Below are 25,269 nucleotides of genomic sequence, written 5' to 3' on the forward strand. Positions count from 1 at the left end.
TTTTGCGAGCGACAAATTATCAATGAAATTCAAGGTTTCATCTAAAATATCCGACCATTTTATGGTAGAATGGGAACAGAGTGAACAGCTGTGCTAAGCTGTTTAAAGAAATACAATCCAATTGATTAATCTGAAAATGAAAATTTCAGTAAATGATAGAAAGAAGGGTATCTATGGCAATTACAGAAGAACAAGTCAAACATGTCGCTAAATTATCAAAATTATCTTTCTCCGAAGAAGAATTAGCGGACTTTACCAATCAACTAGATAAAATTATTGATATGGTGGAATTACTAGAAGAAGTAGATACAACAGGGGTTCCTTTTACTTCAAATGTGAATGAATCAATCAATGTCATGCGTGAAGACGTAGCGACACCAGGAATGGACCGTAAAGAATTAATGCGGAATGTTCCGGAATCAGAGAATGGTTACATTAAAGTGCCTGCAATTATGGATAACGGGGAGGCAGGAGCCTAATGGAAAAATTATACGACAAATCGTTAACAGAGTTACATGATTTATTGGTTTCAAAAGAAATCACTGCAGTTGATTTAACCGAAGAAACATTAAATCGTATTCAAGATACAGAAGAACAACTAGGTTCTTTTATCACAGTTAGTGAAGAAAAAGCAATGGCATTAGCCAAAGCGATTGACTTAAAAGGCATCACTGAAAGTAATCCATTAGCTGGGATCCCAATTGGGATTAAAGACAACATTGTCACAAAAGATATTTTAACAACAGCTGGCTCAAAAATGTTACACAATTTTGACCCAATTTATGATGCGACCGTGATGGATAAAGTCTATCAAGCAGATATGATTCCAGTCGGAAAATTGAACATGGATGAATTTGCCATGGGCGGAAGTACGGAAACGTCTTACTTCAAGAAAACAAAAAATGCTTGGGATCAAACGAAAGTTCCTGGCGGTTCTTCTGGTGGTTCAGCTTCTGCTGTCGCAGCCGGACAAGTCCCAGTTTCTTTAGGGAGCGATACAGGTGGTAGTATCCGCCAACCAGCCGCATTCAACGGTATTGTGGGCTTGAAACCAACTTATGGACGTGTGTCTCGTTTTGGTTTGATTGCTTTTGCTTCAAGTTTAGACCAAATTGGTCCATTGACACGAAACGTTAAAGACAATGCCTTAGCTTTAAATGCAATTAGTGGTTATGACGAAAAAGACGGCACTTCTGCAGGCGTTTCTGTTCCTGATTTTACGGCAGATTTAACTGGCGATATCAAAGGCATGAAAATTGCTTTACCAAAAGAATACTTAGGTGAAGGAGTACACCCAGATGTTCGCGAAGCGGTATTAAAAGCTGCAGAAACATTCAAAGCTTTAGGCGCAACAGTCGAAGAAGTTAGTTTGCCACATTCTAAATATGGGATTGCAGCTTACTATATTATTGCCTCTTCAGAAGCAAGTTCAAACTTACAACGCTTTGATGGCATTCGTTATGGTTACCGTTCCGAAAATGTCCAAAATCTAGAAGATGTCTATGTTAATTCGCGTTCCGAAGGCTTTGGTACTGAAGTCAAACGTCGGATTATGTTAGGAACATTCTCGTTAAGTGCCGGTTATTATGATGCACACTTTAAAAAGGCTGGCCAAGTTCGTACGCTTATCAAACAAGATTTTGATAACGTCTTTGCGGATTATGACTTAATTATTGGTCCTTCAACGCCAACCGTTGCTTTTGGTTTGGGTGAAAATATCAATGACCCAATCACGATGTATATGTATGATATTTTAACTGTTCCTGTCAACTTAGCTGGGTTACCAGGTATGTCAATTCCAGCAGGCTTCTCAGAAGGCTTGCCAGTTGGTTTACAAATTATTGGAAAACATTTTGACGAACATACAATGTATAAAGCAGCCTATGCTTTTGAACAAGCGACAGATTTCCATACGAAAAAACCAGTCATTTTAGGGGGGAACGATTAATGAACTTTGAAACTGTCATTGGATTAGAAGTCCACGTAGAATTAAAAACCAACTCTAAAATTTTCTCCTCTGCGCCAGCACATTTCGGAGCAGAACCAAACAGCAACACAAATGTGGTTGACTGGAGTTACCCAGGTGTTTTACCGGTCATGAATAAAGGTGCTTTAGAATTTGGCATGAAAGCAGCACTTGCGTTGAACTGTGAAATTTCAAAAGAAACACATTTTGACCGTAAAAACTATTTCTACCCAGATAATCCCAAAGCGTACCAAATTTCTCAATTTGATCAACCAATCGGACATGATGGTTGGATTGAAATTGAAGTGGAAGGGAAAAAGAAAAAAATTCGCATTGAACGCGTGCATTTAGAAGAAGATGCTGGGAAAAATATTCACGGCACAGATGGCTATTCTTATGTAGACTTGAATCGTCAAGGCACGCCTTTAATTGAAATCGTTTCTGAAGCAGACATGCGTTCACCAGAAGAAGCTTATGCTTATTTAGAAGCGTTGCGTTCAATTATCCAATTTACAGAAGTTTCTGATGTGAAAATGGAAGAAGGTTCTATGCGTTGTGATGCCAATATTTCTTTACGCCCATATGGTCAAGAAGAATTTGGTACCAAAGCCGAATTAAAGAACTTGAACTCCATGAACTTTGTAAAAAAAGGTTTAGCTTATGAAGAAAAACGTCAAGCCAAAGTCCTACTATCTGGTGGCGAAATTCAACAAGAAACACGCCGCTTTGATGAAGCAACTAGTACAACGTTGCTTATGCGTGTTAAAGAAGGCTCAAGTGACTACCGTTACTTCCCAGAGCCAGATGTTCCTCGTTTTTCAATTGATGATGAATGGATTGAAAAAGTTCGTGCTAGTTTGCCAGAAATGCCAGCCTCACGTCGTGCCCGTTATATCAGTGAATTAGGTTTACCTGAATACGATGCAATGGTCTTGACCTTAACGAAAGAAATGTCAGATTTCTTTGAAGCAACTTTAGCAAACGGTGCAGATGCGAAACAAGCATCGAACTGGTTAATGGGTGAAGTTTCTGCTTACTTAAACAGTGAAAAAGTTGAATTAGCCGATACTAAACTAACACCAGAAAATCTAGCGGGTATGATTACTTTGATTAATGATGGCACAATCAGCTCGAAAATTGCGAAGAAAGTGTTCAAAGAGTTAATTGAAAACGGCGGAGATGCTAAAGAAGTTGTCGAAGCAAAAGGCCTTGTTCAATTATCTGATCCAGCGCAATTATTACCAATGATTAACGAAGTATTAGACAATAACCAACAATCAATTGACGACTTTAAAAACGGAAAAGACCGTGCAGTTGGTTTCCTTGTTGGACAAATTATGAAAGCAACTCGTGGACAAGCAAACCCAGGTGTGGTAAACAAGTTATTGCAAGAAGAGCTTTCAAAACGATAAGAAAGTAGCAGGCGAACCATGAAAAAAGCTAGAGTGATTTATAATCCAACGTCAGGAAAAGAGTTAGTTAAAAAGAACTTAGCCGATATTTTGTCTATTTTAGAAGAATGTGGCTATGAAGCCAGTGCATTTGCGACCACACCAGAAGAAAATTCAGCGCGTAATGAAGCGCATCGTGCTGCGCGTGCAGGATTTGATTTACTAGTAGCAGCAGGTGGAGATGGGACCATTAATGAAGTTGTGAATGGGATTGCTCCGTTGAAGCGGCGCCCTAAAATGGCCATTATTCCTGCTGGAACGACGAATGACTATGCACGGGCCTTGAAGATTCCTCGTGATAATATCGTTAAAGCAGCGGAAGTGATTAAAAAAAATCAGACTGTCAAAATGGATATTGGCCAAGCTGGCAAAAATTATTTTATCAATATTGCGGCGGGTGGTCATTTAACAGAACTGACTTATGAAGTTCCGTCAGAGTTGAAAAGTATTTTTGGTTACTTAGCTTATTTAGCCAAAGGAGCCGAGATGTTGCCGCGAGTGAAGCCGATTAAAATGCGTATGACATATGATGAAGGTGTCTATGAAGGCAACGCATCAATGTTTTTCCTAGGGCTGACTAACTCGGTGGGCGGTTTTGAGCAAATCGTACCAGACGCTAAATTAGATGATGGTAAATTTTCATTAATTATTGTAAAAACAGCCAATATTTTTGAGATTCTTCATTTAGTTGCGTTAATGTTAAATGGTGGCAAGCATGTTGAAGATCATCGACTAATCTATACAAAAACCAGCTATTTACATGCAGAAACGTTAGAAAAGAACAATAAAATGATGATTAATTTAGATGGTGAATATGGTGGCGATGCTCCAATGACCTTTAAAAATATGCATCAACACATTGAAATTTTTGCAAATGGTGATGCACTACCCTCCAATGCGATTATGGGTTCAGTTTTAACTGGTAGCGATGAGATTGTCGTAGAATCAGAAGACGAAGAGGAAGAAGCATATAGCGAAGCTAGCAAAGAATTTGTCAAAGAAGTTGAACGACTAACAGACGAAGATATTGATGGCGATGGAAAGATTGCTGAAAAAGGAAAGCACTAGGTAGTCCGTGAATAGCTAATGAAAGATTTAGTTGATAAGATCTTTCATTGGCTATTTTTTGACTAAGGGAAAGGGTCTCATTTTTTTATTTACCCAAAAAGCTCAAACGGAATTGCTAAATCGCCATGAAAATTCGTTGTTGCTTTTCTTAGGTATTTTCATTAGAATGAGTGAAGTGTATAAAAAGAAGGAGCGACTTATGAAAAATTATCCAGTAAAGAAAAATGACGTCATTGAAGTAGAAATCATTGACTTGACGCATGAAGGTTTAGGCGTGGCAAAAGTGGACCATTATCCATTGTTTATTGAAAATGCCTTACCAGGTGAAAAACTTGAAATCAAAGTCTTAAAAACAGGTAAAAGTTTTGGCTATGGGAAAGTATTGACTGTCCTAAAAAGCAGTGAACAGCGTGTTCCCGTGAAAGATGAAAATTTTACAAAAGTCGGGATCAGTCCGTTGCAACATTTAGCGTACGGCGCCCAACTATCATTTAAAACGCAACAAGTAGAAAATGTTATGCAACGTGTCGCTAAATTGCCAGAAGTCCCTGTTTTACCAACAATTGGGATGAACGATCCGTGGCATTACCGGAACAAAGCACAAATTCCCGTACGTAAAATTGACAACCAATTACAAACAGGTTTTTTCCGGAAAAATAGTCATGATTTAATTCCGATGGAACATTTCTATATTCAAGACCCAGAAATTGATGCAGCAATTGTTAAAATCCGTGACATTATGCGTAAATATAGCGTAAAACCTTATAACGAATCTGATAATACAGGGAACTTACGGCATATTGTCGTTCGTCGTGGCTATCATACTGGGGAGATGATGGTTGTTCTAATTACGAGAACACCGAAATTATTCCCAATTAGTAAAATCGTGCCAGATATTTTAGAAGCTATTCCGGAAGTAGTCAGCATTGTACAAAATGTTAATCCCAAACGAACCAATGTCATATTTGGCGACGAAACCATCTTATTGCATGGGTCTGAAAAAATTACAGATACTATTTTTGATTTGAAATTTGAAATTTCTGCGCGTTCATTTTATCAAGTAAATCCCCAACAAACTGAAGTGATGTATCAAAAAGTCAAAGAGTATGCGGCTTTAACAGGCAATGAAATTGTGGTGGATGCCTATTGCGGGATTGGGACGATTGGCTTAACTTTAGCCCAAGATGCAAAGCAAGTTTACGGTATTGAAGTAATTGAAGAAGCGGTCAAAGATGCAGAAAATAATGCTAAATTAAACAACATTGAGAATGCCACTTTCACGGCTGGTTTAGCGGAAGAATTATTGCCAAAATTAGTTGAAAATGGCTTGAAACCAGATTTTGTGGTGGTGGATCCACCACGGAAAGGGTTAGATGGTCAATTAGTAAACACATTAATTGAAACACAACCTGAACGAATTGTTTATGTCAGCTGTAATCCAGCCACACTCGCTCGTGACATTGCATTATTAACAGAAGGCGGTTATGAAGCAAAAGAAATTCAACCAGTGGATAATTTCCCACAAACGACCCACATTGAATCTGTCACGTTATTAACAAAGGCGGTGGATTAAATGAATGAAAAAGAAAAAATGTTAGAATTAATTAAAAAGAAACAAGGTGGTGGCCGTTCTAAAAAAATGGAAACCCCAAAAAATGATCGTAAAAACATGCGCAAAGGGCCTAAAATTTTTAATAAATAAACGGTTATCAGTAAAAAGTTGTCTTCCATTAATGAAATGGGTGGCAACTTTTTTGTTAAAGTATTCTTAGCTAAACAAATAAGTTGTTCTTTTGCTAGTAAATCTGTTATTTTAGACAAAAGACAAGGAGGGCTATTCAGTGGAATATGTAACAACATTAGAAGAATTAGAAGAAAAAATTACAGACAATCGTCTACAAGCCGTCTTTTTGACAGCAAAAAATTGTAGTGTTTGTACAGTTGATAAACCGATTGTCGAAAAAATTGCAACAAAATATGAATTTCCTACATACATTGCAGAAGCTGATAAAAGTCCAGAAATAATTGGACAATTAAATGCTTTTTCTGCACCGACCATTATCTTATACTATGAAGGAAAAGAAATTCATCGCCAAGCTAAAATTATTAACTTTCAAGAAATTGAAAAGAGAGTTCGACAAGTACAAGAAAATAGATAATCAAAAAGGAAGCCACCCATCACGGAGAGGCTTCCTTTTTGATTATCTCGCTAAATGTTCTGTTTGTTGTTGAGAAAAAAGTTGATAACTGACAAAAACTTCTGCTCTTTTGTTTACTTCTAATTTAACGAAAATATTGTGGATATGTGTTTTTACTGTCCCGATTGATAGGAATAGTTCGTTGGCTATATCTTGATTTGTTTTGCACTCTAAAAGTAACGAAAGTACTTCTCGTTCTCGTTGCGTTAATTGATAGGCATCACAAAAAGGCGCCAAAAGTACGGGTTCATCTGATTGATTTTCTTCCAATTTAGCAGCTTCTTTTTCAAGCACCGACAGAGGAAAATCACGATTACAGAAGTAGATAATGGCGATGGAGAGAATGATCGTATAAATATCTTCAGAGACGTTTCGGTTGTTAATTTTAAAGACAATATCAGAATATTGGTCAATGTTAAAAATAACGAAGGTATCTTCCAAAAGAATTGCCACACCGAAACCAATGCTTAGCCAACCAATAAAACGAAGATATTTTTTTGCAAGGGCTGATAGAGGATCTGTTCGTAATTGATAGAGGGCATAGCATCCAAGGTAAATTAAAAATAATTGATTGGGTAAATAGTACAACCAAACTTTTAAGGCGGAATTTTGTGAAAATGGAATAGCTAACATCCATAAGCCAATTAAAAATAACCAGACAAATTGATAATTTTTGAAACGGCAACCACTAATGGTCTTGATAATGGCCAGATAGGCAAAATTACAACAAATAAAAATGATAGTCTTTAAAAAAGGTGCGGTCATAAAGGTCTGATTATATTCGGTTGCAAACGAATTAATGAACTCAGTCATATAAACAATCACATTGTCACAAATAAAAATAACCATTAAAAAGAGAAGCAATAAAAAAATCGGTTGTTTATTTCTCAAGTAAAGATTTAAGGTGAAGGTTGAAGTAAACGAATATAAAATAATCAACAAGATGTTATAAATAAAAACAAATGTCACGATTGGAAACCCCTTTCATCTTTTGTTTTAAGTAAATGATTTTTCAAAATAATTATACCATTTTCAAATCTATGATTGGCAGAAATTAGAGAGAAATCCGCCTAAACTTTTATAAACCCCTGGTGTACCAACGGTTTATAACCATAAATAAACTTTTTTTAATGAAAAATCACGCCGAAAAAGAAAGCGTTTTCTAACTTTTGGCGGATAGTAAACTCTTAGCTAAACTTGGTAAAGTCGATGTGTAAACAAAAACAACTTTTAGGAGGAACACATCATGAAAAGAGATTACGTTACAACAGAAACATATACGAAAGAGGAAATGCACTACTTAGTCGATTTATCATTAAAAATTAAAGAAGCGATTAAAAATGGGTATTATCCGCAACTGTTAAAAAACAAATCTTTAGGAATGATTTTCCAACAATCTTCAACTCGAACACGAGTATCTTTTGAAACTGCAATGGAACAATTAGGTGGACATGGCGAATATTTAGCACCTGGTCAAATTCAATTAGGGGGACATGAAACGATTGAAGATACCAGCCGCGTATTGTCACGTTTAGTAGATATTTTGATGGCTCGTGTGGAACGTCACCATAGTATTGTTGATTTAGCTAATTGTGCTACCATCCCAGTCATTAACGGTATGTCTGATTACAATCATCCAACCCAAGAATTAGGTGATTTGTGTACCATGGTTGAGCATTTACCAGAAGGCAAAAAATTAGAAGATTGTAAAGTTGTCTTTGTCGGAGATGCGACACAAGTTTGTTTTTCTTTAGGATTAATCACAACAAAAATGGGCATGAATTTTGTTCACTTCGGTCCAGAAGGTTTCCAATTAAATGAAGAGCATCAAGCGAAATTAGCAAAAAATTGTGAAGTTTCAGGCGGTAGCTTTTTGGTCACAGATGATGCAAGTTCTGTTGAAGGCGCTGATTTCTTGTACACGGATGTTTGGTATGGCTTGTATGAAGCGGAATTATCTGAAGAAGAACGTATGAAGGTTTTCTATCCAAAATATCAAGTGAATCAAGAAATGATGAATCGGGCAGGCGCCAATTGTAAATTCATGCACTGCTTACCAGCCACACGTGGGGAAGAAGTAACTGATGAAGTGATTGACGGTAAAAATTCTATTTGTTTCGATGAAGCAGAAAACCGTTTAACATCTATTCGTGGCTTATTAGTATATCTTATGAATGATTATGAAGCAAAAAATCCTTATGATTTAATCAAGCAAGCAGAAGCGAAAAAAGAACTAGAAGTTTTCTTAGATACTCGAAGCATTTAACGGTCAACTGTCCACTGATTGGAAAATTGAATCAGTGGACAGTTTATAAAGAGAGGAAGAGTCTTCATGGAGGGGAAAAAGAAATTTAGTTTAACGAGTGCCATTTTATCAGTCATCTGTGTGGTTTTCGTTGCTGAAGCAGCGGCGCCTGTTGCTGCAATTGGTAATTCTCAGTTTTTTTGGTGGATTTTCTTATTAATTGCATTCCTATTGCCATATGGGTTAATTTCATCAGAATTAGGAACAACTTATATTGGTGAAGGAGGCATCTATGATTGGGTGACCAAAGCATATGGTCATCGTTGGGGTGCCAGAGTTTCTTGGTATTATTGGATTAATTATCCATTGTGGTTAGCTTCGTTAGCCGTTATGACGCCAGAACTATTAACGACAATTACAGGTATTAAGTTTTCAACACCGATGATGATTATTGTTGAATTAATTTTTACTTGGATTGTGGTTTGGATTAGTTTTTATCCAGTTAGCGACAGTATCTGGATTCTAAATGGAGCTGCGGTAATCAAGATGGTTTTAGCGGTCTTAATTGGTGGGTTAGGATTGTATGTAGCCTTGACGAAAGGTGTGGCCAATGAATTTACCTTGAAATCGATGCTGCCAACGTTTGACTTAAGGAGTTTATCTTTTATTTCTGTAATCATTTTTAATTTGTTAGGGTTTGAAGTCATCTGTACATTTGCAGATGATATGGAAAATCCTAAGAAGCAAATTCCACAAGCTATTATAGCAGCAGGGTTAGTCATTGCTGCCATTTATATTTTTTCAGCCTTTGGAATTGGGGTAGCGATTCCCACCGATCAAATTAGTACCGGCAGTGGTATGATGGATAGTTTTAAACTATTAACAGGCTCGACAGAAGGTTGGTTCATTATGTTGATGGCTTTCCTCTTCCTTCTTACGTTGTTCGGCAACATGATTTCTTGGTCATTAGGAGTCAATAATACAGCTTGTTATGCTGCTGAAAATGGTGACATGCCTAAATTTTTTGAAAAACGTAGTAAGAAAAATGACATGCCAATTGGAGCAGCTTTGATGAATGGCATTGTGGCATCAATTGTCATTGTACTGGCACCAATTTTACCTAATCAAGATTTATTCTGGGCCTTTTTCTCCTTGAATGTCGTCCTATTCTTGTTATCGTATATCCCAGTTTTCCCAGCTTTTTATAAGCTTAGAAAAATTGATCCCGATACACCACGTCCGTTTAAAGTTAACGGAAAACCAGGATTTTTAAAAGTTTTAGTGGTTTTACCAATGATTATGATTATTATTTCACTGATTTTCACAGCAGTGCCTTTAGATTTTAGTCCCGCAGCATTAAATGAAAAATTACCAATCACAATTGGGGCAATCATTTTTATTCTGCTTGGTGAAGTAATTATTTACGTGAAAAAAATTAAGAAGGGAACGAAAGAAAATGGCTAAACGAATTGTAGGAAGTACCCCTAAACAAGATGGCTTTAGAATGCCAGGAGAATTTGAACCACAAGAGAAAGTTTGGATGATTTGGCCAGAAAGACCGGATAATTGGCGTGATGGTGGTAAACCTGTCCAAGAAGCTTTTACTAATGTGGCCAAAGCAATTAGTCAGTTTACACCGATGAATGTGGTGGTTTCTCAACAACAATTTCAAAATTGCCGGCGCCAATTGCCGTCAGAAATTACGGTTTACGAAATGTCAAACAATGATGCCTGGGTCCGTGATTGTGGACCATCATTTGTCATTAACGATCATGGAGAAATCCGTGGTGTGGATTGGACATTCAATGCTTGGGGGGGATTAGTAGATGGTTTATATTTCCCTTGGGACCAGGACGATTTGGTTGCACAAAAAATTTGTGAAATTGAGCATGTAGATTCTTATCGTACAGATGATTTTGTTTTAGAAGGCGGTTCATTCCACGTAGATGGTCAAGGAACAGTCTTGACTACAGAAATGTGCTTATTAAGTGAAGGTCGAAATCCACAACTTTCAAAAGAAGCAATCGAACAAAAATTATGCGACTATTTAAATGTTGAAAAAGTTCTTTGGCTAGGTGATGGAATTGACCCAGAAGAAACCAATGGTCACGTGGATGATGTAGCTTGTTTTATTGCACCTGGTGAAGTGGCTTGTATTTATACCGAAGATCAAAATAGCCCATTTTATGAAGCGGCACAAGATGCGTATCAACGTTTGCTCAAAATGACTGACGCTAAAGGACGCCAATTAAAAGTCCACAAATTATGCTGCCCTGTCAAAAATGTGACCATTAAAGGCTCCTTCAAAATTGATTTCGTGGAAGGAACCATGCCACGAGAAGACGGCGATATTTGTATCGCATCCTATATGAACTTTTTAATTACAAATGATGGCGTGATTGTGCCACAGTATGGTGATGAAAATGATCGTTTGGCTTTAGAGCAAGTTCAAACAATGTTCCCAGATAAAAAAATTGTCGGCGTTAATACGGTAGAAGTTGTTTATGGGGGCGGCAATATTCACTGTATCACACAACAAGAACCAAAGCGCTAGGAGGGAAACAAATGTCAAAAATAGTGATTGCATTAGGTGGAAATGCGCTAGGAAATTCTTCGAAAGAACAATTGGCAAAAGCACAAACAGCTGCAAAATCCATTGTTGATTTAATTGAACAAGGCCATCAAGTGGTGATTGCTCATGGCAACGGGCCACAAGTTGGCAAAATTCGCTTAGCTTTTGAGGAAACGAGTCAATCTCCAGAAGATGTCGTGCCGTTTCCTGAATGCACAGCAATGAGCCAAGGCTATATTGGCTATCATTTACAACAAGCAATTGATGAAGAACTAGTAGCCAGAAATTTAGGGGAACAACCAGTTGTTACGTTAATTACACAAGTCGTGGTGGATCCGAAAGACCCAGCGTTTACAAAACCAACAAAACCAATTGGTGGTTATTATGACGAAGAAACAGCCAAACAGTTGATGGCGGAAACTGGAAATGTCTATCAAGAAGATGCGGGTCGAGGCTGGCGACGGGTAGTTCCTTCACCAAAACCAGTTGATATTTACGAAAAAGTTAGCTTGCGAACACTTGTTGATGCAGGACAGATCGTAATTGCTTGTGGTGGCGGCGGGGTTCCTATTGCCTATGATGGTCCAGTCTATCATGGTGTCGATGCAGTCATTGATAAAGACTTTGCGGCAGCTAAAATGGCTGAACTCATTGAAGCAGATGTTTTTGTGGTATTAACTGCAGTAGAACATGTTTTTGTTAACTTTGGTCGAGCAAATCAACAAGCTTTGACCGATGTTACGGTTACGGCAATGCAACAATATATAGAAGAAGATCAATTTGCGCCAGGTAGTATGTTACCCAAGGTGGAAGCGGCCATCAGTTTTGCAGAAAGTAAACCAAACCGCCAGGCGATTATCGGGCTTTTAGAATTAGCTTCGGAAGCAATCAAAGGAGAAAGTGGTACACGAATTACACAATAAATTCTCAGTATTTAACTTTCACAAAAGTCTAAAACAAACGCATTCAGCGGATTATCTTAATCGTTAGAGAGTAGGACATCGGTCGTTTTGACGGATGTCCTACTCTCTATTTTGTCTTTTTAACGAACAAAACTGTTAGTTGTCATGCAAAAATAAACATAGTAAGATAATCTTTAAACGATATAGGAGGATAAAAATGTCTAAATTTTTAAAAGTAATCGGAATAATTGCTGTTTTATTAGTCATAATAGGCGCTGCAGCTTATTGGTTTATACTCAAAAAGTTCACTCCTGAGGCAGAAACCCCAGCAATGTACAATCAAGAGAGAATCGTTAAAACGATTGAAGACCAATTAAAAGAAACAGATGTACAAAAAGCTCGTACCAAAGCACCGTTGATTATTGAAAAAAATATCACTGAATTACAGCAAGCGATTGCCAATGGAACATTGACCTATGAAGAACTTACGGCGTTTTATTTGGACCGTATTTTACAGTTCGATCAAATAGATAATGGCATGAACAGCATCTCTGAAATCAATCCGCAAGCAATTAAGGAAGCAAAGGCATTTGACCAGCAAGCCTCTCAAACACCGAAGAAGCCTTTGTATGGTATTCCTGTGACTTTGAAAGAAAATATAAATACGACCAACATGATTTCGAGTGCAGGAGCTTATGCCTTACGCTCATTCACGCCTAAGGAAGATGCGGAAGTAGTTAAGAAGTTAACAGAGGCGCAAGCTTTGATTTTAGGAAAAGTAAACTTATCTGAACTAGCGAATTATATGTCAATGAAAGCACCAAGTGGCTATAGTTCCAAACATGGACAAACACTTAATCCTTATGGGCCGCTCAAAATAACACCTTCAGGTTCAAGTTCTGGGAGTGCGGCTAGTGTGACGATGAATATCGGCGCCTTCTCTTTAGGCACTGAGACGATGGGATCGATTGTTTCCCCCGCTTCTCATCAATCAGTGGTTGGTTTTAAACCGACCCACAGTTCAGTAAGTGGTGAAGGTGTTTTGCCATTGGCACCGTCCTTAGATACAGTTGGCCCGATTGCCCGAAGTGTCGTTGATGCTGCGCAAGGCTATAATGCGTTTAAGAAAGACACGGTTCCGAGCATTGATTCTATGAAATTTGCTAAGAATAACTTACAAGGTCAACGAATTGGGTTGCTAGAAATGCCAAGTGCTGAAGAAGAATTTGCGACTGCTAAAAAGGCCCTCCAAAAAGCTGGAGCAGAAGTGATTCCGATAACGCCAGACATGGAAGGTATTGACGGCGGGGAAGTTATTTCCAATGAATTTAAGTTTGCATTGGAAGAATTTGCGAAACGTTATGATTTGCCATTTAAAACACTGGAGGAACTAATTGCGTATAATCAACAAGATAAAAAGGTTCGTGCCAAGTATGGGCAAGATTTATTAGAAGCAGATGTTAAAAAGAAACAACCAGATAAAGAAGTCATTCAAGCAACCATTAAAAAAGCACAGCAAACGTTTGATGCGTTGCTAAAAAAACAACAATTAGACGGATATGCTTTTATTGATTCTGAAGGTACGGGCTTAAGTGCCGTGGCAGGATATCCTGAATTGACTGTTCCTTTGGCAGCGAACAGCGAAGGACAACCTTATGGGCTTACTTTTACACAAACTGCTAATAAAGAGCAAACGTTATTTGAGCAAGCTTACAGCTTTGAACAAAGTACAAAAGGACGGATAGTACTTTCAGACAAAGAGCTGTTGGCAAACAGTAAAAAAATAGATAGAGATGAGCAGTAAAGGGAAACTAGGGATGGCGAAACATCCGTCTCAAACCTAATAAAAATAATCGACCTACAAATGAAAGAAAATTGTTTGTAGGTCGATTATTTAGGTGAATCGTCTTTTTTTGCTTTTTTAGGCTAAAGTTTTCATATAATAAGTGGCCAGATTCGAGAAATAAGTCTATCAATTTTTAAGCATTTCAATAAAAAGAGTGAACGATGACTGTGTTTGAAGCATAAATATTTGCGGTTGCTTTCGCAACATTAAACTTAGTCCCTAGTATCGGAGCGCTACCGTCTTAAAGAGTTCTGTTGAAGGAGCAATTATATGAAAACAAATTTATGAATACGTAAAATATTAAAACAAGATGAAAAGAATATTGTGGCAATTGAGGATATGAGAAAGCTGTTAATGTAACTATATGTAGTGTTATTTTGTTTTTTTAATCAATATATAGTATTAAAATCTTCTTTTTCTTCCAAAATCTGATTGACTTGTTTTTTAAAACAGAGTACTCTTATTGAGACGTCAACAGAGAAAAGTTTGGTTTTAGGAAGGTTGGAAACTTGTCGTGAATAAGAATTTTTTAGTGAATGATTTTAAAGGTTGGGCAACGAGAAGTTACTTGTTTTTAGCTTTGATGGTTGGGGTTCAGTTGATTGCGTTTGCTATCAATCCGTCTAATTGGATTACGTTAGTAGGTGGTTTAGCCGGCATCATTTGTGTGAATTTAATTGCACAAGGAAAAGTCAGCAATTACATTTTTGGCTTAATCAGTGCAGTGATTATTGGCTATTTTGGGTTAGTGACGCGTGTCTATGCGGAAGTTCTTTTACAAAGCTTCTATATTATTATGGACATTACAGGGCTGTATGCCTGGCTTCGGGCTAGCGCAGATGGATCAGGTCAAGTAACCGAAGTAAAAATTTTAAAAGGTATTCAGTGGCTGTATGCCTTTTTCACGTGGTTGCTCATTGGCGTAGTCGCATATATTTTGTTAGGTTTTGTAAATGATGCTCAACAAACCTTAGATGCAATCACGTTCAGTGTTTCAGCAACAGGGATGTTATTGATGATTAAACGTTATCAATCGCAGTTCGTGTTTTGGCTACTAGGAAATATTTTTTCAATTTTGTTATGGTTCCGAGCGGGGACGCACGCTGGTGGTGATTATGCAATATTTGTTATGTATTGTATGTATACTTTTAACTCAATTTTTGGTATGTTTAATTGGTTGAAGATAAAAAATAAAATGGAAAAAAATAGGTAGGGAGTTCGATGGCAGTGATTGTTTTAGCAGGTACGATTGGCGCTGGTAAATCTAGTTTAACAGCTTTAATTGCAAACCGTTTAGGTTCAGAAGCCTTTTACGAATCAGTTGATGATAATGAGGTATTACCTTTATTTTATGCGGAGCCGGAAAAGTACGCATTTTTATTACAAATTTATTTTTTAAATAAACGTTTTGATAGTATTAAACAGGCATTAACACATGAAAACAATGTATTGGACCGCTCGATTTATGAAGATTCATTACTTTTTCATTTAAATGCAGATTTAGGTCGTGCAAATGAAACAGAGGTCAAAGTGTACGATGACTTATTACAAAACATGCTCCAAGAATTGCCTTATGCTGCGCATAAAAAAAGACCAGATTTGTTAGTTCACATTCGTATTTCATTTCCAAAAATGTTAGAACGCATCAAAAAACGTGGTCGTCCTTATGAACAAATTGAGACAGATCCAACGTTGTATGATTACTATCAAATGTTGAACGAGCGTTATGACCAATGGTACGAAGACTATGATGAAAGTCCTAAAATTCAAATTGATGGCGATAAATATGATTTTGTCGAAGATCCTGAAGCGTGTCAATATGTCTTGGCGTTAATTGAGAAGAAAATCGAAGAATTAGAAAGATAAATAAAAAGAAGCAAGTCCGGACTTGCTTCTTTTTGACTTAAAATGTGGATAGATAGGCTAAAGTTGCTACTAAATAAAGGAGTGTAGTGCTAAATTATAGAATCGGATTTTAACCTTCCCCTAAGTTAAAATCGGATAATCTATCCATCGACAGTTTAAGTTTGTATAAAATAGCGGTAGCTATTATCAACGAAGTCATTCATCGGTTGACCTGACTTCTCTAAAAGTATACCATCGAAAATAGCAAACAGTTGTTCAAAATTTGGACTTAGTAAGTGTAAATTTTGATTGAAAGTTTCTGTAAATCAATCATTTATTCAAAAAATAATGCTCGAAAGAAGGAAGATAAATGGGCCAAATTTGGTTTGAACGCATTCTACGTTGGCGCAAAAAAGCGCAACGATTTTTACAAGGACGTTATGCCCGGTTCGATGAATTGAATCGAACGCTGTTGCTGACAAGTGTCGTGTTGGCGCTGATCAATATTTTTACTGGCTATCTTTGGGTTCGGTTATTGATTTTAATCACAGTCGCCTACGTGTATTATCGCTTTTTTTCAAAACATATTCATCCACGATTGAATGAAAATCAACGGTTTATTCTTCGAAAACAACGCCTAATACAAAAGGTTCATGCTTTTCGCAAGCGACACATGACTCAGAAAGAGTATCGTTATTTTAAATGTCCAAAATGCCAGCAGTCATTACGTGCGCCGAAAGGACGAGGAACAATCAAAGTCACTTGTTCAAAATGTCAAAATCAATTTATCAAAAAAGTCTGACCTTCTGTGTTTTTTGGTCTAGGCAACTTTCGGACTTGTGGTATACTTGAGAAAAGAAACCATTGGATATTCTAAAAGGGGAATATCTTGTTAAAAAAGGAGAGAAAAAACAATGGAAATTAAACGCCAACAAGAAATTGTTGAAGCGTATCATTATGATATGCGAGTACCTGATTCAGAAGTAGAGACAGATTTACGTGTTAGTTTTTCACCAATTGAAGTAGAAGAAGAAAATTATCCAGAAAATAGCTCAGCACTTGTTGCTCGCTTAGAATTTCGAATTGTCTTTGACGAATTTGTTTTATCAGGGGCAATTAGTCAAATTAATCACATTATTGATCGTAAAATTGAAAAACAAGAAGATATTTCGCAAGAAGAAGTCGATGAACTTGTACGTCCTTTATTTAGCATCGTCGAACGTTTATCTTATGAAGTAACTGAAATTGCTCTGGATCGTCCAGGTGTTCAATTGAATTTTCAACAATCAGAAGAAGCTTAAACTTTAAAAACAGCGTTTGTAACGGATTCCGTTACAAACGCTGTTTTTATTCTTGTGAAGGTTTAGCAACCAAAGCCTTTTTAAACTGTTCATAATTTTTTGTAGCGATATCAATATAAGCAATCGGCTGTCCAACTTTGGTGATTTTTTCGGGAAGATAGGGAGCGAGCATTTCATTGTACAAAATAAACTCAGCTTCTGGTACTTCCTCTGAAAGAACATCATAACTGATAAAGTCAATTTCATAGGTTGGTTGAAAAAATGCTTTGATGTTCTGCTGCTCTTTATTTGAAAAGAGCCAAGGACCTGCATTTGCAGGGCTCCCCACAAACAACGTCGCTCCATCACGGTTGACAGAAAGGATCCAACAAATTTTTTGCATACGCTTACACCCCCTGGTAATAAGTATACCACGTCAGATTAAAAGAAAGAGCACAAAAAACAATTTATTTTTACAGTGACTAGTAAAACAACGCTTGGTGATAGTTTTAAACTATCACAACGGTTATTTTCTATCAAAAAGTAAGCAAATTGTCCCACTATTTGCTATAAAATAAGGTACAATAGAACTATCACTGGAAACAGCCTGCTGTTTTCAGGGTATTTACTGGAGAGTGAGTACCGGGAACCTTTACTTCCTTTGATGTACTTGTCATTAAAAACATAGGGAGGAACTAAAATGACAACATTCATCACTGTATTAGTGATCCTTGCATTTATTGCTGTGTTATTCGGTTTCTACCAAATGCAAAAGAAACATTTAAAATTCTCAACACGTGTCTTTTCAGCATTGGGCGTGGGGATTGTTTTAGGTGCAATTATTCAATTTGCTTTTGGTACAGACAGTAAAATTACTACGCAATCAATGGAATGGATCGGGATTGTAGGTAATGGTTATGTAGCGTTTTTACAAATGCTCGTAATTCCGTTAGTATTTGTATCTATCGTAGGTGCATTTACAAAAATGAAAGAATCCAATAAATTAGGAAAAATTAGCTTTAATGTGTTAGCCACCTTACTAGGAACAACAGCGGTAGCTGCCTTGGTGGGGATTGGAACAACCTTAGCGTTTGGTCTTCAAGGGGCAAAATTCACGCAAGGTGCTGCAGAAACGTCAAGAATTGCCGAGTTAGCTACGCGCCAAGATGCGATTCAAGATTTGACGATTCCACAACAAATCGTTTCATTTATTCCTAAAAATGTCTTTGCTGACTTTGCGGGAACACGTCCAATGAGTACCATTGGAGTGGTAATCTTTGCTGCTTTTGTTGGTGTCGCTTATTTAGGCGTTCGTCGTAAAGCACCAAAAGAAGCTGAATTTTTTGCAAATTTAATTGATAGTTTATATAAAATTACCATGCGAATTGTTACCTTAGTTTTACGCTTGACCCCTTATGGCGTGTTAGCGTTAATGATTAATGTTGTAGCAACAAGTGATTTTGTTGCGATTATTAACTTAGGTAAATTTGTGTTGGCATCGTATGTGGCCTTAATTATTGTTTTTGCCATTCACATGTTGATTTTAATTACTTTAAAAGTCAATCCAGTTACGTATCTAAAAAAAGTTTTTCCAGTCTTGAGCTTTGCTTTTACTTCTCGCTCAAGTGCAGGAGCTTTACCATTAAATATTGAAACACAAACCAAAGCATTAGGTGTCGATGATGCCACAGCAAACTTTGCTGGTAGTTTCGGTTTATCTATTGGACAAAATGGTTGTGCCGGCGTTTATCCAGCTATGTTAGCAACAATCGTTGCACCAACTGTTGGAATTGATGTCTTTAGTTTACAATTTATTTTAATGTTAGTGGCAGTTGTCACAATCAGTTCATTTGGAGTAGCCGGTGTCGGCGGCGGAGCAACCTTTGCTTCTCTAATCGTTTTAGGCGCAATGAACTTGCCAGTTGCAATTGTTGGTTTAGTAATTTCGGTTGAACCACTTATTGACATGGCGCGGACCGCTGTTAACGTTAACGACAGTATGGTTGCAGGCGTGTTAACGAGTGCTCGTATTCATGAATTAGATCGTGATGTCTTAAATGATCGCGACGTTGTCTTAGATGCAAATATCTAAATCAATAAAACGAAAAGTGTTTGAGCAATGTCTTGCTCAAACACTTTTTTTGGGGTTTTAAGCGAAAGTGCAGTAATTATTTAAAAGAACGTATATAATAAGTTGTTAACTAAATTCAAAAGGACGTGAACGAATGTTTTCAAACCAAGTAAAGATTATGTTATATGTGAATAATGTTGAGGAATCTAGTCAATTTTGGCAAACGTTTGGCTTTGTTGAAAAGGAAAGAGAGGAAATTGACAGCACATTGGTGGTAGAAATTGCGCCAAGTGAATCAGCAGAGACGATTATTGTTTTATATGATTTGGCCTTTATTCAAAAACATTCACCAGAAGTGGCGGGGAATACCCCTTCTCTAATGTTTGCTAGCGATGATATCATTGGTCTCTATAAAAAAATGCAAGAAGCCGGGGTTACTGTCGGTGAAATGGTTCAATTGCCAACAGGCTTAGTTTTTAATTTTGCAGATAATGATGACAATTACTTTGCTGTGATGGGACAAGAAAATAAATAAAAAACAGCTTGGCACCAGAATTTAGATTGATTCTGGTGCCAAGCTGTTTTTTATAAAAGTTGAAAGTTTTATAAATTTTACTAAAATCTGTAATTTTCATGAAAATATAGCGTATGATAATGCTGTTAATAGAATAGGCGGAGGTAAGCGGTATGCGTAAACGACATGCAAAGAAAAGACATGGAGGAGTGAATTGGCTTTTTATAGTATGTTTGTTGGTGGTGATTGGTGGTAGTGGTTATTTAATAAAAACGTTCTTTTTCACTAGAGATTCACAAGTTAGTCAAGAATCGAAAGTGGTCTTGGAAGAAGATCGCCGAAGTGATAATTATGCGAATTTAACGAAAGAAATAGTTGCACCAGATAGTGGCGAACTTGATCAAAAAATTCAAGAAACAAATTATATTGGTTCGGCTTTGATCATTAAAGATGATCAGGTTTTAGTAAATAAAGGATATGGCTTTGCCAATTTTGAAAAGCAACAAGCCAACACGCCAAACACAAGGTTCCAGATTGGTTCAATTCAAAAATCTTTTACCACAACCTTGATCTTAAAAGCGATTGAAGAAGGTAAACTTACATTAGATACAAAACTCGCTACGTTTTATCCGCAAGTACAAGGTGCTAGCGACATTACGATTAGCGATATGTTGAATATGATAAGCGGTTTGAAGTTATCTGCAATTCCTAATAATATTGTTACCGATGAAGAAATTATTCAATTTGTTAAACAAAACACCATTCAAGTCAATAAAGGAAAATACAATTATTCCCCAGTAAATTTTGTCCTTTTAGCAGGAATGTTAGAGAAAATGTATCAACGTACCTATCAAGAATTATTCAATAATTTTTATCACAAAACGGCTGGTTTAAAAAATTTTGGCTTCTATGAAACCTTATTGGAACAACCCAATAATTCAACAAGTTATAAATGGACAGAAGACAATTCGTATAACCAAGTGCTTTCAATCCCCGCTGCTAGTTTTGCCCATGAATTTGGGACTGGTAATGTGGATATGACAACAGGTGATTTGTATTGGTACTTACATCAATTAACGAGTGGACATTTAGTTTCTACCGCACTTTTGCAAAAATTATGGACGTCTTCTCAGCAAAGTTCTTATCATGGCGGCATCTATGTTCATGATAATTATTTACGCTTACACGGCGTTGAAGCGGGTCAACAAGCCCTAGCTTTATTTTCAAAAGATATGAAAACCGGGGTCATATTGCTAACTAATTGTGTGAATCCAGCGAAATACAAAGAATTAATTGGTTCGTTGTTCCATGATGTAACCAATTTAACTGTTAAATTTTAAAGCAGAAGCAACAACGATCACTCCAAATCCTTTTTAGGTTTCTTCTGAGAGACTTTATATTAAAATAAAGGGAAGAACGATCAAAGGGAGTGACGAAGATGAAGCAATCAAAAAATCAACAAGTTGTTATTGGTGAACCAACGAAAAAAAACATTTATCTTCAAGATATAGAACAGGAAACGCAAGCTTTTATTCTCCAAAACAATCCACAATTGACAGCTGAATCGATGATTACATGAAACAATTGGTCGCAAATGATTCTGAAAAAATCCAACAGCTGAATGAATTAGTAGTTCAACATATCAAAGAAGATAAGCTGATTTCCAATAATATGAATGAAAAGATGGAAAAGAAATTAACCTTTGGCCAACGAGCAGCGGATACCATTGCTAAATTTGGCGGTAGCTGGGTGTTTATTGGCTTCTTTTGTTTCGTGTTGATTGCTTGGATCGTGATTAACTCTACCACTTTATTGGGACAACCATTTGACAAATATCCTTATATTTTGCTAAATCTCGCTTTATCTTGTTTAGCAGCTATCCAAGCGCCGATTATTATGATGAGTCAAAACAGACAAGAAGCCCGTGACAGAGAACAAGCGAATAATGATTATAAAATTAACTTAAAAGCAGAAGTAGAAATTAATTTATTACATGAGAAGATGGATTATATTATCAATAATCAACTAGAAAATTTGGTAAAAATCCAAAATATTCAAATTGAACTTTTAGGTGAGTTGCAAGAACAACTCGCTACGACTTCTGAAAAGGAGTAGTATAAAAAAGTAGCTCGTTGTTGCGTAATAATTATTACGCAACAACGAGCTACTTTTTTATTGTGTGTAAATACACAAGCAAAATAATCGCTTTCCCTTTTTTATTCACCGTATAATGGGATAGAATGACTTTATACAAAAGGGGAAAACAAGATGAAATACCAAGTATTACTTTATTACAAATATACAACAATTGAAGATCCAGAAGCTTTTGCGAAAGAGCATCTAGCTTTTTGCAAATCATTAAATTTAAAAGGCCGTATTTTAGTAGCGACAGAAGGGATTAACGGAACGTTATCTGGTACTGTCGAAGAAACAGAAAAGTACATGGAAGCAATGCAAGCTGATGAGCGCTTTAAGGATACATTCTTTAAAATTGATCCAGCAGAAGAAATGGCGTTCCGCAAAATGTTTGTTCGCCCACGTTCTGAATTAGTGGCGTTGAACTTAGAAGAAGACGTTGATCCATTAGAAACGACGGGGAAATATTTGGAACCTGCAGAATTTAAAGAAGCCTTATTAGACGAAGAAACTGTTGTAATCGATGCTCGTAACGATTATGAATATGATTTAGGTCATTTCCGTGGTGCCGTGCGCCCAGATATCCGTAGCTTCCGTGAGTTGCCACAATGGATTCGCGAAAACAAAGAACAATTTATGGATAAAAAAATCGTTACCTATTGTACTGGCGGGATTCGCTGTGAAAAATTTTCTGGCTGGTTATTAAAAGAAGGATTTGAAGATGTTGCTCAATTGCATGGTGGTATCGCCAACTATGGGAAAAATCCAGAAACACGTGGCGAACTTTGGGACGGCAAAATGTATGTCTTTGATGACCGAATCAGTGTCGAAATTAATCATGTTGATAAAAAAGTTATTGGGAAAGACTGGTTTGATGGAACACCTTGCGAACGCTACATTAACTGTGCAAACCCAGAATGTAACCGTCAAATCTTAACTTCAGAAGAAAATGAACATAAACATTTAGGCGGCTGCTCATTAGAATGTAGCCAGCACCCTGCCAATCGTTATGTAAAAAAACATAATCTAACAGAAGCAGAAGTTGCTGAACGGTTAGCTTTGTTAGAAGCGGTAGAAGTATAAAAATAATAAAAAAATAAACAAAAAAACTTCGAAAATTATTTTTCGAAGTTTTTTTGTTTATTTTTTTGTCTTTAAAAGTGTTGATTTGAAAGCTTTCTTAGCTAAAACCATTTTATTTTTTAAAAGCATCTGAAAAAAATAAAAAAATCTAATAAATATTTCTTTTATATAATGTTTATTGGCTGGGCCAGTCAATGTTGAAAATGGGGAAGGAGGAATTCAGATGAAAATCATAAAAAGGTTTAGTTTGGTATGTTTAGGGCTATTGATCATTGGGTTGCAAACAAAAAGCGTTATGGCTGAAGAAAATAATTATGAATCAAATGGTCAAGCGAGCTTCTATGGCACCTACGTTTATGAGAATGAAAAAGAGTCAAATGACGTAGCGTATACCCAACAATCAGAAGAACAGGGAAGAAACAATTTAGCTGCTTCTGGACAAGCGGTTTTACCTAAGACAGGCGAGTCTGAAAATCCACTGTATTCCTTGATAGGAGTTAGTTTGTTGGGGGTAGTCATTTATTTAATTAATAAAATGAAACGAGAGAAGGAGCTTATTTAATGAAAAAAACTGTTTTACTTACATCGACAACCATACTATTAGGCGTAGGTTTTCAAGCAATAAACGCATCAGCAGAAACTTTTCCGAAAGAATACAATACGGAAGGCACAATTACTTTTGAAGCAGGCGATAACGAAATCACACCGCCTGTTGATCCGGAAAATCCCGATCCTACTGATCCAGTAGACCCAGTTGATCCTCCAGGCCCAGGAACGGGCGGCGCCTTATCAATTGATTATGGGTCAAAATTTAAATTTGGCACACAAAACATTTCTACGGCAGATCAAACGTATTATGCCGCGCCAGATGAAATGAAAGATGGTTCAAAAAAACCAACCTATGTACAATTAACTGATAAAAGAGGAACGTTAGCAGGATGGAAACTAACGCTTTCCCAACCTGAACAATTTAAAACAGCTACTGGAGAGGAACTAGTCGGCGCTCAATTAACGTTTACAAAGGCAGAAGCTGCCTCAATGGTGGATGAAAAATATAAACCTACTGAAGTCAGTAGTACTATTTCCTTAACACCTGGTGTAAATAATAATCTAGCGATGAACGCTAAAAAAGAAACAGGTGTTGGGACTTGGGTTTATCGCTTTGGTTCAAATGAAGCAACAAATAAAGAAGCTGTCCAACTATTCGTTCCCGGAAAATCTGTAAAGCTTGCACAACAATATTCAACGAAGTTAGTTTGGGCATTAGAAGATACTCCCGCTAATAATTAAATAAAGGAGAAAAGCAATGAAAAAACAATTCACAGGAATCGTTCTATGCAGTACATTTGCAGTTGCTGGTTGGTCCTTACAAGCGAAGGCAGAAGAGCCAAAAGAGTATCGTTCGAATGGTTTAATAGAATTTATTCCGAACGTAGATCCGACAGAGCCAGTTGATCCAGAAAATCCCGATCCAGAAAAGCCAGTCAAACCAATTGATCCGACAGACCCAGAAGGTCCCAATCCTGGTACCCAAGGGCCACTGTCTATTGATTATGCTTCAAGTTTTGACTTTGGAAAAAATCGTATTTCGAATAAAGACCAAGTATATTTTGCAAGAGCACAGCAATATCAAGAAAATCAAAAAGAAACACCAAATTTTGTGCAAATTTCTGATAATAGAGGAACCAATAGTGGTTGGTCTTTAACGGTTACGCAAAAGGAACAATTTAAAGCAACAAAGGCGACTTTAAATAGTCAGTTGACAGGTGCGCAAATTTCTTTAGCTAACCCGACTGTTAATAGTAATGCGCAAAATGTTGTGAAACCAGAGGCAACAAATAAGATTGCCCTTGTTCCAGGAACCGCATCGCTAGTGGCAGCTGCGAAGCAAGGAACCGGTGCAGGAACTTGGGCTACTTATTGGGGCAAAGTAGAAGTGGTTGCAGAACGCGATGAAACCAATACGGTACACAATGTTAATGTTACAAAAGATGTTGCGCTATCAGTACCAGGGTCAACCCCTAAAGATGCCGTGAAATATCAAACAAAATTATTGTGGACGTTGACGGATGTACCAGGAATTTAAAAAGTA

Annotated in this window: 25 protein-coding genes and 1 pseudogene; 24 read left to right on the top strand and 2 right to left on the bottom strand. The window is 36.9% G+C overall.

The window, feature by feature from the left end:
* Positions 1 to 173 precede the first annotated feature (173 nt).
* From gatC to IGI87_RS02705, 7 genes are all read left to right on the top strand, one after another.
* Complete coding sequence (gene gatC, locus IGI87_RS02675) at positions 174 to 479, top strand: Asp-tRNA(Asn)/Glu-tRNA(Gln) amidotransferase subunit GatC (protein ID WP_002355569.1); 306 nt, start codon at positions 174 to 176, stop codon at positions 477 to 479.
* Positions 479 to 1,948: an Asp-tRNA(Asn)/Glu-tRNA(Gln) amidotransferase subunit GatA gene (gene gatA / locus IGI87_RS02680; RefSeq protein ID WP_033593283.1), complete on the top strand. Its 1,470-nt coding sequence runs from the start codon at positions 479 to 481 to the stop codon at positions 1,946 to 1,948. The genes gatC and gatA overlap by 1 nt, the downstream gene beginning before the upstream one ends.
* Positions 1,948 to 3,378 carry an Asp-tRNA(Asn)/Glu-tRNA(Gln) amidotransferase subunit GatB gene (gene gatB / locus IGI87_RS02685; RefSeq protein WP_002358703.1) on the top strand — a complete coding sequence of 477 codons (1,431 nt, stop codon included), beginning with the start codon at positions 1,948 to 1,950 and terminating at the stop codon, positions 3,376 to 3,378. The genes gatA and gatB overlap by 1 nt, the downstream gene beginning before the upstream one ends.
* Before the next feature lie 18 nt (positions 3,379 to 3,396).
* Positions 3,397 to 4,485: a diacylglycerol kinase gene (locus tag IGI87_RS02690; RefSeq protein WP_438736186.1), complete on the top strand. Its 1,089-nt coding sequence runs from the start codon at positions 3,397 to 3,399 to the stop codon at positions 4,483 to 4,485.
* Between the two features lie 199 nt (positions 4,486 to 4,684).
* Positions 4,685 to 6,058: a 23S rRNA (uracil(1939)-C(5))-methyltransferase RlmD gene (gene rlmD / locus IGI87_RS02695; protein ID WP_438736188.1), complete on the top strand. Its 1,374-nt coding sequence runs from the start codon at positions 4,685 to 4,687 to the stop codon at positions 6,056 to 6,058.
* A complete protein-coding gene (locus tag IGI87_RS02700; protein WP_002355577.1) occupies positions 6,059 to 6,187 on the top strand; it encodes a hypothetical protein in 129 nt (42 codons plus the stop codon).
* Positions 6,188 to 6,326: 139 nt separating this feature from the next.
* A complete protein-coding gene (locus IGI87_RS02705; RefSeq protein WP_002358707.1) occupies positions 6,327 to 6,644 on the top strand; it encodes a thioredoxin family protein in 318 nt (105 codons plus the stop codon).
* A gap of 42 nt (positions 6,645 to 6,686) precedes the next feature.
* Here the strand turns inward: IGI87_RS02705 and IGI87_RS02710 are convergent, their stop codons facing one another.
* On the bottom strand, positions 6,687 to 7,532 hold the full coding sequence (locus tag IGI87_RS02710) for a helix-turn-helix domain-containing protein (RefSeq protein WP_438737387.1): 846 nt from the start codon (positions 7,530 to 7,532) through the stop codon (positions 6,687 to 6,689).
* 397 nt (positions 7,533 to 7,929) lie between these two features.
* Here IGI87_RS02710 and ptcA point away from each other — a divergent pair, with 397 nt between their 5' ends.
* The 9 genes from ptcA (at position 7,930) to IGI87_RS02755 (ending at position 17,394) form a co-directional block, all read left to right on the top strand.
* Positions 7,930 to 8,949: a putrescine carbamoyltransferase gene (gene ptcA / locus IGI87_RS02715; protein WP_113794896.1), complete on the top strand. Its 1,020-nt coding sequence runs from the start codon at positions 7,930 to 7,932 to the stop codon at positions 8,947 to 8,949.
* 66 nt (positions 8,950 to 9,015) lie between these two features.
* Complete coding sequence (locus tag IGI87_RS02720; RefSeq protein WP_438736189.1) at positions 9,016 to 10,392, top strand: APC family permease; 1,377 nt, start codon at positions 9,016 to 9,018, stop codon at positions 10,390 to 10,392.
* Complete coding sequence (gene aguA, locus IGI87_RS02725; protein ID WP_047648994.1) at positions 10,385 to 11,482, top strand: agmatine deiminase; 1,098 nt, start codon at positions 10,385 to 10,387, stop codon at positions 11,480 to 11,482. Before IGI87_RS02720 ends, aguA begins: the two co-directional genes overlap by 8 nt.
* Before the next feature lie 11 nt (positions 11,483 to 11,493).
* Positions 11,494 to 12,423 (top strand): carbamate kinase, encoded by a 930-nt coding sequence (gene arcC, locus IGI87_RS02730; protein ID WP_438736192.1) that lies wholly within the window; start codon positions 11,494 to 11,496, stop codon positions 12,421 to 12,423.
* A 196-nt stretch (positions 12,424 to 12,619) separates the two neighbouring features.
* Positions 12,620 to 14,206, top strand: coding sequence for an amidase family protein (locus tag IGI87_RS02735; RefSeq protein ID WP_438736194.1), 1,587 nt, complete (start codon positions 12,620 to 12,622; stop codon positions 14,204 to 14,206).
* A gap of 556 nt (positions 14,207 to 14,762) precedes the next feature.
* On the top strand, positions 14,763 to 15,461 hold the full coding sequence (gene pnuC, locus IGI87_RS02740; protein ID WP_162782619.1) for a nicotinamide riboside transporter PnuC: 699 nt from the start codon (positions 14,763 to 14,765) through the stop codon (positions 15,459 to 15,461).
* Between the two features lie 8 nt (positions 15,462 to 15,469).
* Positions 15,470 to 16,114: a deoxynucleoside kinase gene (locus IGI87_RS02745; protein WP_002355594.1), complete on the top strand. Its 645-nt coding sequence runs from the start codon at positions 15,470 to 15,472 to the stop codon at positions 16,112 to 16,114.
* A 349-nt stretch (positions 16,115 to 16,463) separates the two neighbouring features.
* The gene (locus IGI87_RS02750; protein WP_438736197.1) at positions 16,464 to 16,895 is read left to right on the top strand and encodes a hypothetical protein; all 432 of its coding nucleotides are present in this window, start codon (positions 16,464 to 16,466) and stop codon (positions 16,893 to 16,895) included.
* Positions 16,896 to 17,007: 112 nt separating this feature from the next.
* The gene (locus IGI87_RS02755; RefSeq protein WP_002358717.1) at positions 17,008 to 17,394 is read left to right on the top strand and encodes a DUF1149 family protein; all 387 of its coding nucleotides are present in this window, start codon (positions 17,008 to 17,010) and stop codon (positions 17,392 to 17,394) included.
* Positions 17,395 to 17,440: 46 nt separating this feature from the next.
* Here the strand turns inward: IGI87_RS02755 and IGI87_RS02760 are convergent, their stop codons facing one another.
* A complete protein-coding gene (locus tag IGI87_RS02760; protein ID WP_113794900.1) occupies positions 17,441 to 17,776 on the bottom strand; it encodes a hypothetical protein in 336 nt (111 codons plus the stop codon).
* Positions 17,777 to 18,073: 297 nt separating this feature from the next.
* Here IGI87_RS02760 and IGI87_RS02765 point away from each other — a divergent pair, with 297 nt between their 5' ends.
* The 8 genes and pseudogenes from IGI87_RS02765 (at position 18,074) to IGI87_RS02800 (ending at position 25,263) form a co-directional block, all read left to right on the top strand.
* Positions 18,074 to 19,465: an L-cystine transporter gene (locus tag IGI87_RS02765; protein WP_002355598.1), complete on the top strand. Its 1,392-nt coding sequence runs from the start codon at positions 18,074 to 18,076 to the stop codon at positions 19,463 to 19,465.
* A gap of 133 nt (positions 19,466 to 19,598) precedes the next feature.
* Positions 19,599 to 19,979, top strand: coding sequence for a VOC family protein (locus IGI87_RS02770; protein ID WP_438736198.1), 381 nt, complete (start codon positions 19,599 to 19,601; stop codon positions 19,977 to 19,979).
* 152 nt (positions 19,980 to 20,131) lie between these two features.
* Positions 20,132 to 21,298 (top strand): serine hydrolase domain-containing protein, encoded by a 1,167-nt coding sequence (locus IGI87_RS02775; protein WP_438736199.1) that lies wholly within the window; start codon positions 20,132 to 20,134, stop codon positions 21,296 to 21,298.
* Positions 21,299 to 21,396: 98 nt separating this feature from the next.
* A pseudogene (locus IGI87_RS02780) lies at positions 21,397 to 22,073 on the top strand (DUF1003 domain-containing protein).
* A gap of 153 nt (positions 22,074 to 22,226) precedes the next feature.
* Entirely contained in the window at positions 22,227 to 23,177 is a 951-nt protein-coding gene (trhO, locus tag IGI87_RS02785) for an oxygen-dependent tRNA uridine(34) hydroxylase TrhO (protein ID WP_104855376.1), read from the top strand.
* Positions 23,178 to 23,355: 178 nt separating this feature from the next.
* Positions 23,356 to 23,739 carry an LPXTG cell wall anchor domain-containing protein gene (locus IGI87_RS02790; RefSeq protein ID WP_002355604.1) on the top strand — a complete coding sequence of 128 codons (384 nt, stop codon included), beginning with the start codon at positions 23,356 to 23,358 and terminating at the stop codon, positions 23,737 to 23,739.
* A complete protein-coding gene (locus IGI87_RS02795) occupies positions 23,739 to 24,467 on the top strand; it encodes a WxL domain-containing protein (RefSeq protein ID WP_438736200.1) in 729 nt (242 codons plus the stop codon). The genes IGI87_RS02790 and IGI87_RS02795 overlap by 1 nt, the downstream gene beginning before the upstream one ends.
* A gap of 16 nt (positions 24,468 to 24,483) precedes the next feature.
* Positions 24,484 to 25,263, top strand: coding sequence for a WxL domain-containing protein (locus tag IGI87_RS02800; protein ID WP_353966709.1), 780 nt, complete (start codon positions 24,484 to 24,486; stop codon positions 25,261 to 25,263).
* Positions 25,264 to 25,269 lie beyond the last annotated feature (6 nt).

The organism is Enterococcus sp. DIV1444a (genome assembly GCF_051712125.1).
Lineage (GTDB): Bacteria > Bacillota > Bacilli > Lactobacillales > Enterococcaceae > Enterococcus > Enterococcus faecalis.

Bases quoted from the DNA above. Each gene is read 5' to 3' on its own strand.
- IGI87_RS02755 (WP_002358717.1), top strand. From the start codon at position 17,008: ATGGAAATTAAACGCCAACAAGAAATTGTTGAAGCGTATCATTATGAT.
- IGI87_RS02750 (WP_438736197.1), top strand. From the start codon at position 16,464: ATGGGCCAAATTTGGTTTGAACGCATTCTACGTTGGCGCAAAAAAGCG.
- trhO (WP_104855376.1), top strand. From the start codon at position 22,227: ATGAAATACCAAGTATTACTTTATTACAAATATACAACAATTGAAGAT.
- IGI87_RS02795 (WP_438736200.1), top strand. From the start codon at position 23,739: ATGAAAAAAACTGTTTTACTTACATCGACAACCATACTATTAGGCGTA.
- IGI87_RS02690 (WP_438736186.1), top strand. From the start codon at position 3,397: ATGAAAAAAGCTAGAGTGATTTATAATCCAACGTCAGGAAAAGAGTTA.
- IGI87_RS02800 (WP_353966709.1), top strand. From the start codon at position 24,484: ATGAAAAAACAATTCACAGGAATCGTTCTATGCAGTACATTTGCAGTT.
- gatA (WP_033593283.1), top strand. From the start codon at position 479: ATGGAAAAATTATACGACAAATCGTTAACAGAGTTACATGATTTATTG.
- IGI87_RS02760 (WP_113794900.1), bottom strand. From the start codon at position 17,776: ATGCAAAAAATTTGTTGGATCCTTTCTGTCAACCGTGATGGAGCGACG.
- rlmD (WP_438736188.1), top strand. From the start codon at position 4,685: ATGAAAAATTATCCAGTAAAGAAAAATGACGTCATTGAAGTAGAAATC.
- IGI87_RS02770 (WP_438736198.1), top strand. From the start codon at position 19,599: ATGTTTTCAAACCAAGTAAAGATTATGTTATATGTGAATAATGTTGAG.
- IGI87_RS02735 (WP_438736194.1), top strand. From the start codon at position 12,620: ATGTCTAAATTTTTAAAAGTAATCGGAATAATTGCTGTTTTATTAGTC.
- gatC (WP_002355569.1), top strand. From the start codon at position 174: ATGGCAATTACAGAAGAACAAGTCAAACATGTCGCTAAATTATCAAAA.
- gatB (WP_002358703.1), top strand. From the start codon at position 1,948: ATGAACTTTGAAACTGTCATTGGATTAGAAGTCCACGTAGAATTAAAA.
- ptcA (WP_113794896.1), top strand. From the start codon at position 7,930: ATGAAAAGAGATTACGTTACAACAGAAACATATACGAAAGAGGAAATG.
- arcC (WP_438736192.1), top strand. From the start codon at position 11,494: ATGTCAAAAATAGTGATTGCATTAGGTGGAAATGCGCTAGGAAATTCT.
- IGI87_RS02775 (WP_438736199.1), top strand. From the start codon at position 20,132: ATGCGTAAACGACATGCAAAGAAAAGACATGGAGGAGTGAATTGGCTT.
- IGI87_RS02700 (WP_002355577.1), top strand. From the start codon at position 6,059: ATGAATGAAAAAGAAAAAATGTTAGAATTAATTAAAAAGAAACAAGGT.
- aguA (WP_047648994.1), top strand. From the start codon at position 10,385: ATGGCTAAACGAATTGTAGGAAGTACCCCTAAACAAGATGGCTTTAGA.
- IGI87_RS02710 (WP_438737387.1), bottom strand. From the start codon at position 7,532: ATGGTTATTTTTATTTGTGACAATGTGATTGTTTATATGACTGAGTTC.
- IGI87_RS02765 (WP_002355598.1), top strand. From the start codon at position 18,074: ATGACAACATTCATCACTGTATTAGTGATCCTTGCATTTATTGCTGTG.
- IGI87_RS02745 (WP_002355594.1), top strand. From the start codon at position 15,470: ATGGCAGTGATTGTTTTAGCAGGTACGATTGGCGCTGGTAAATCTAGT.
- IGI87_RS02720 (WP_438736189.1), top strand. From the start codon at position 9,016: ATGGAGGGGAAAAAGAAATTTAGTTTAACGAGTGCCATTTTATCAGTC.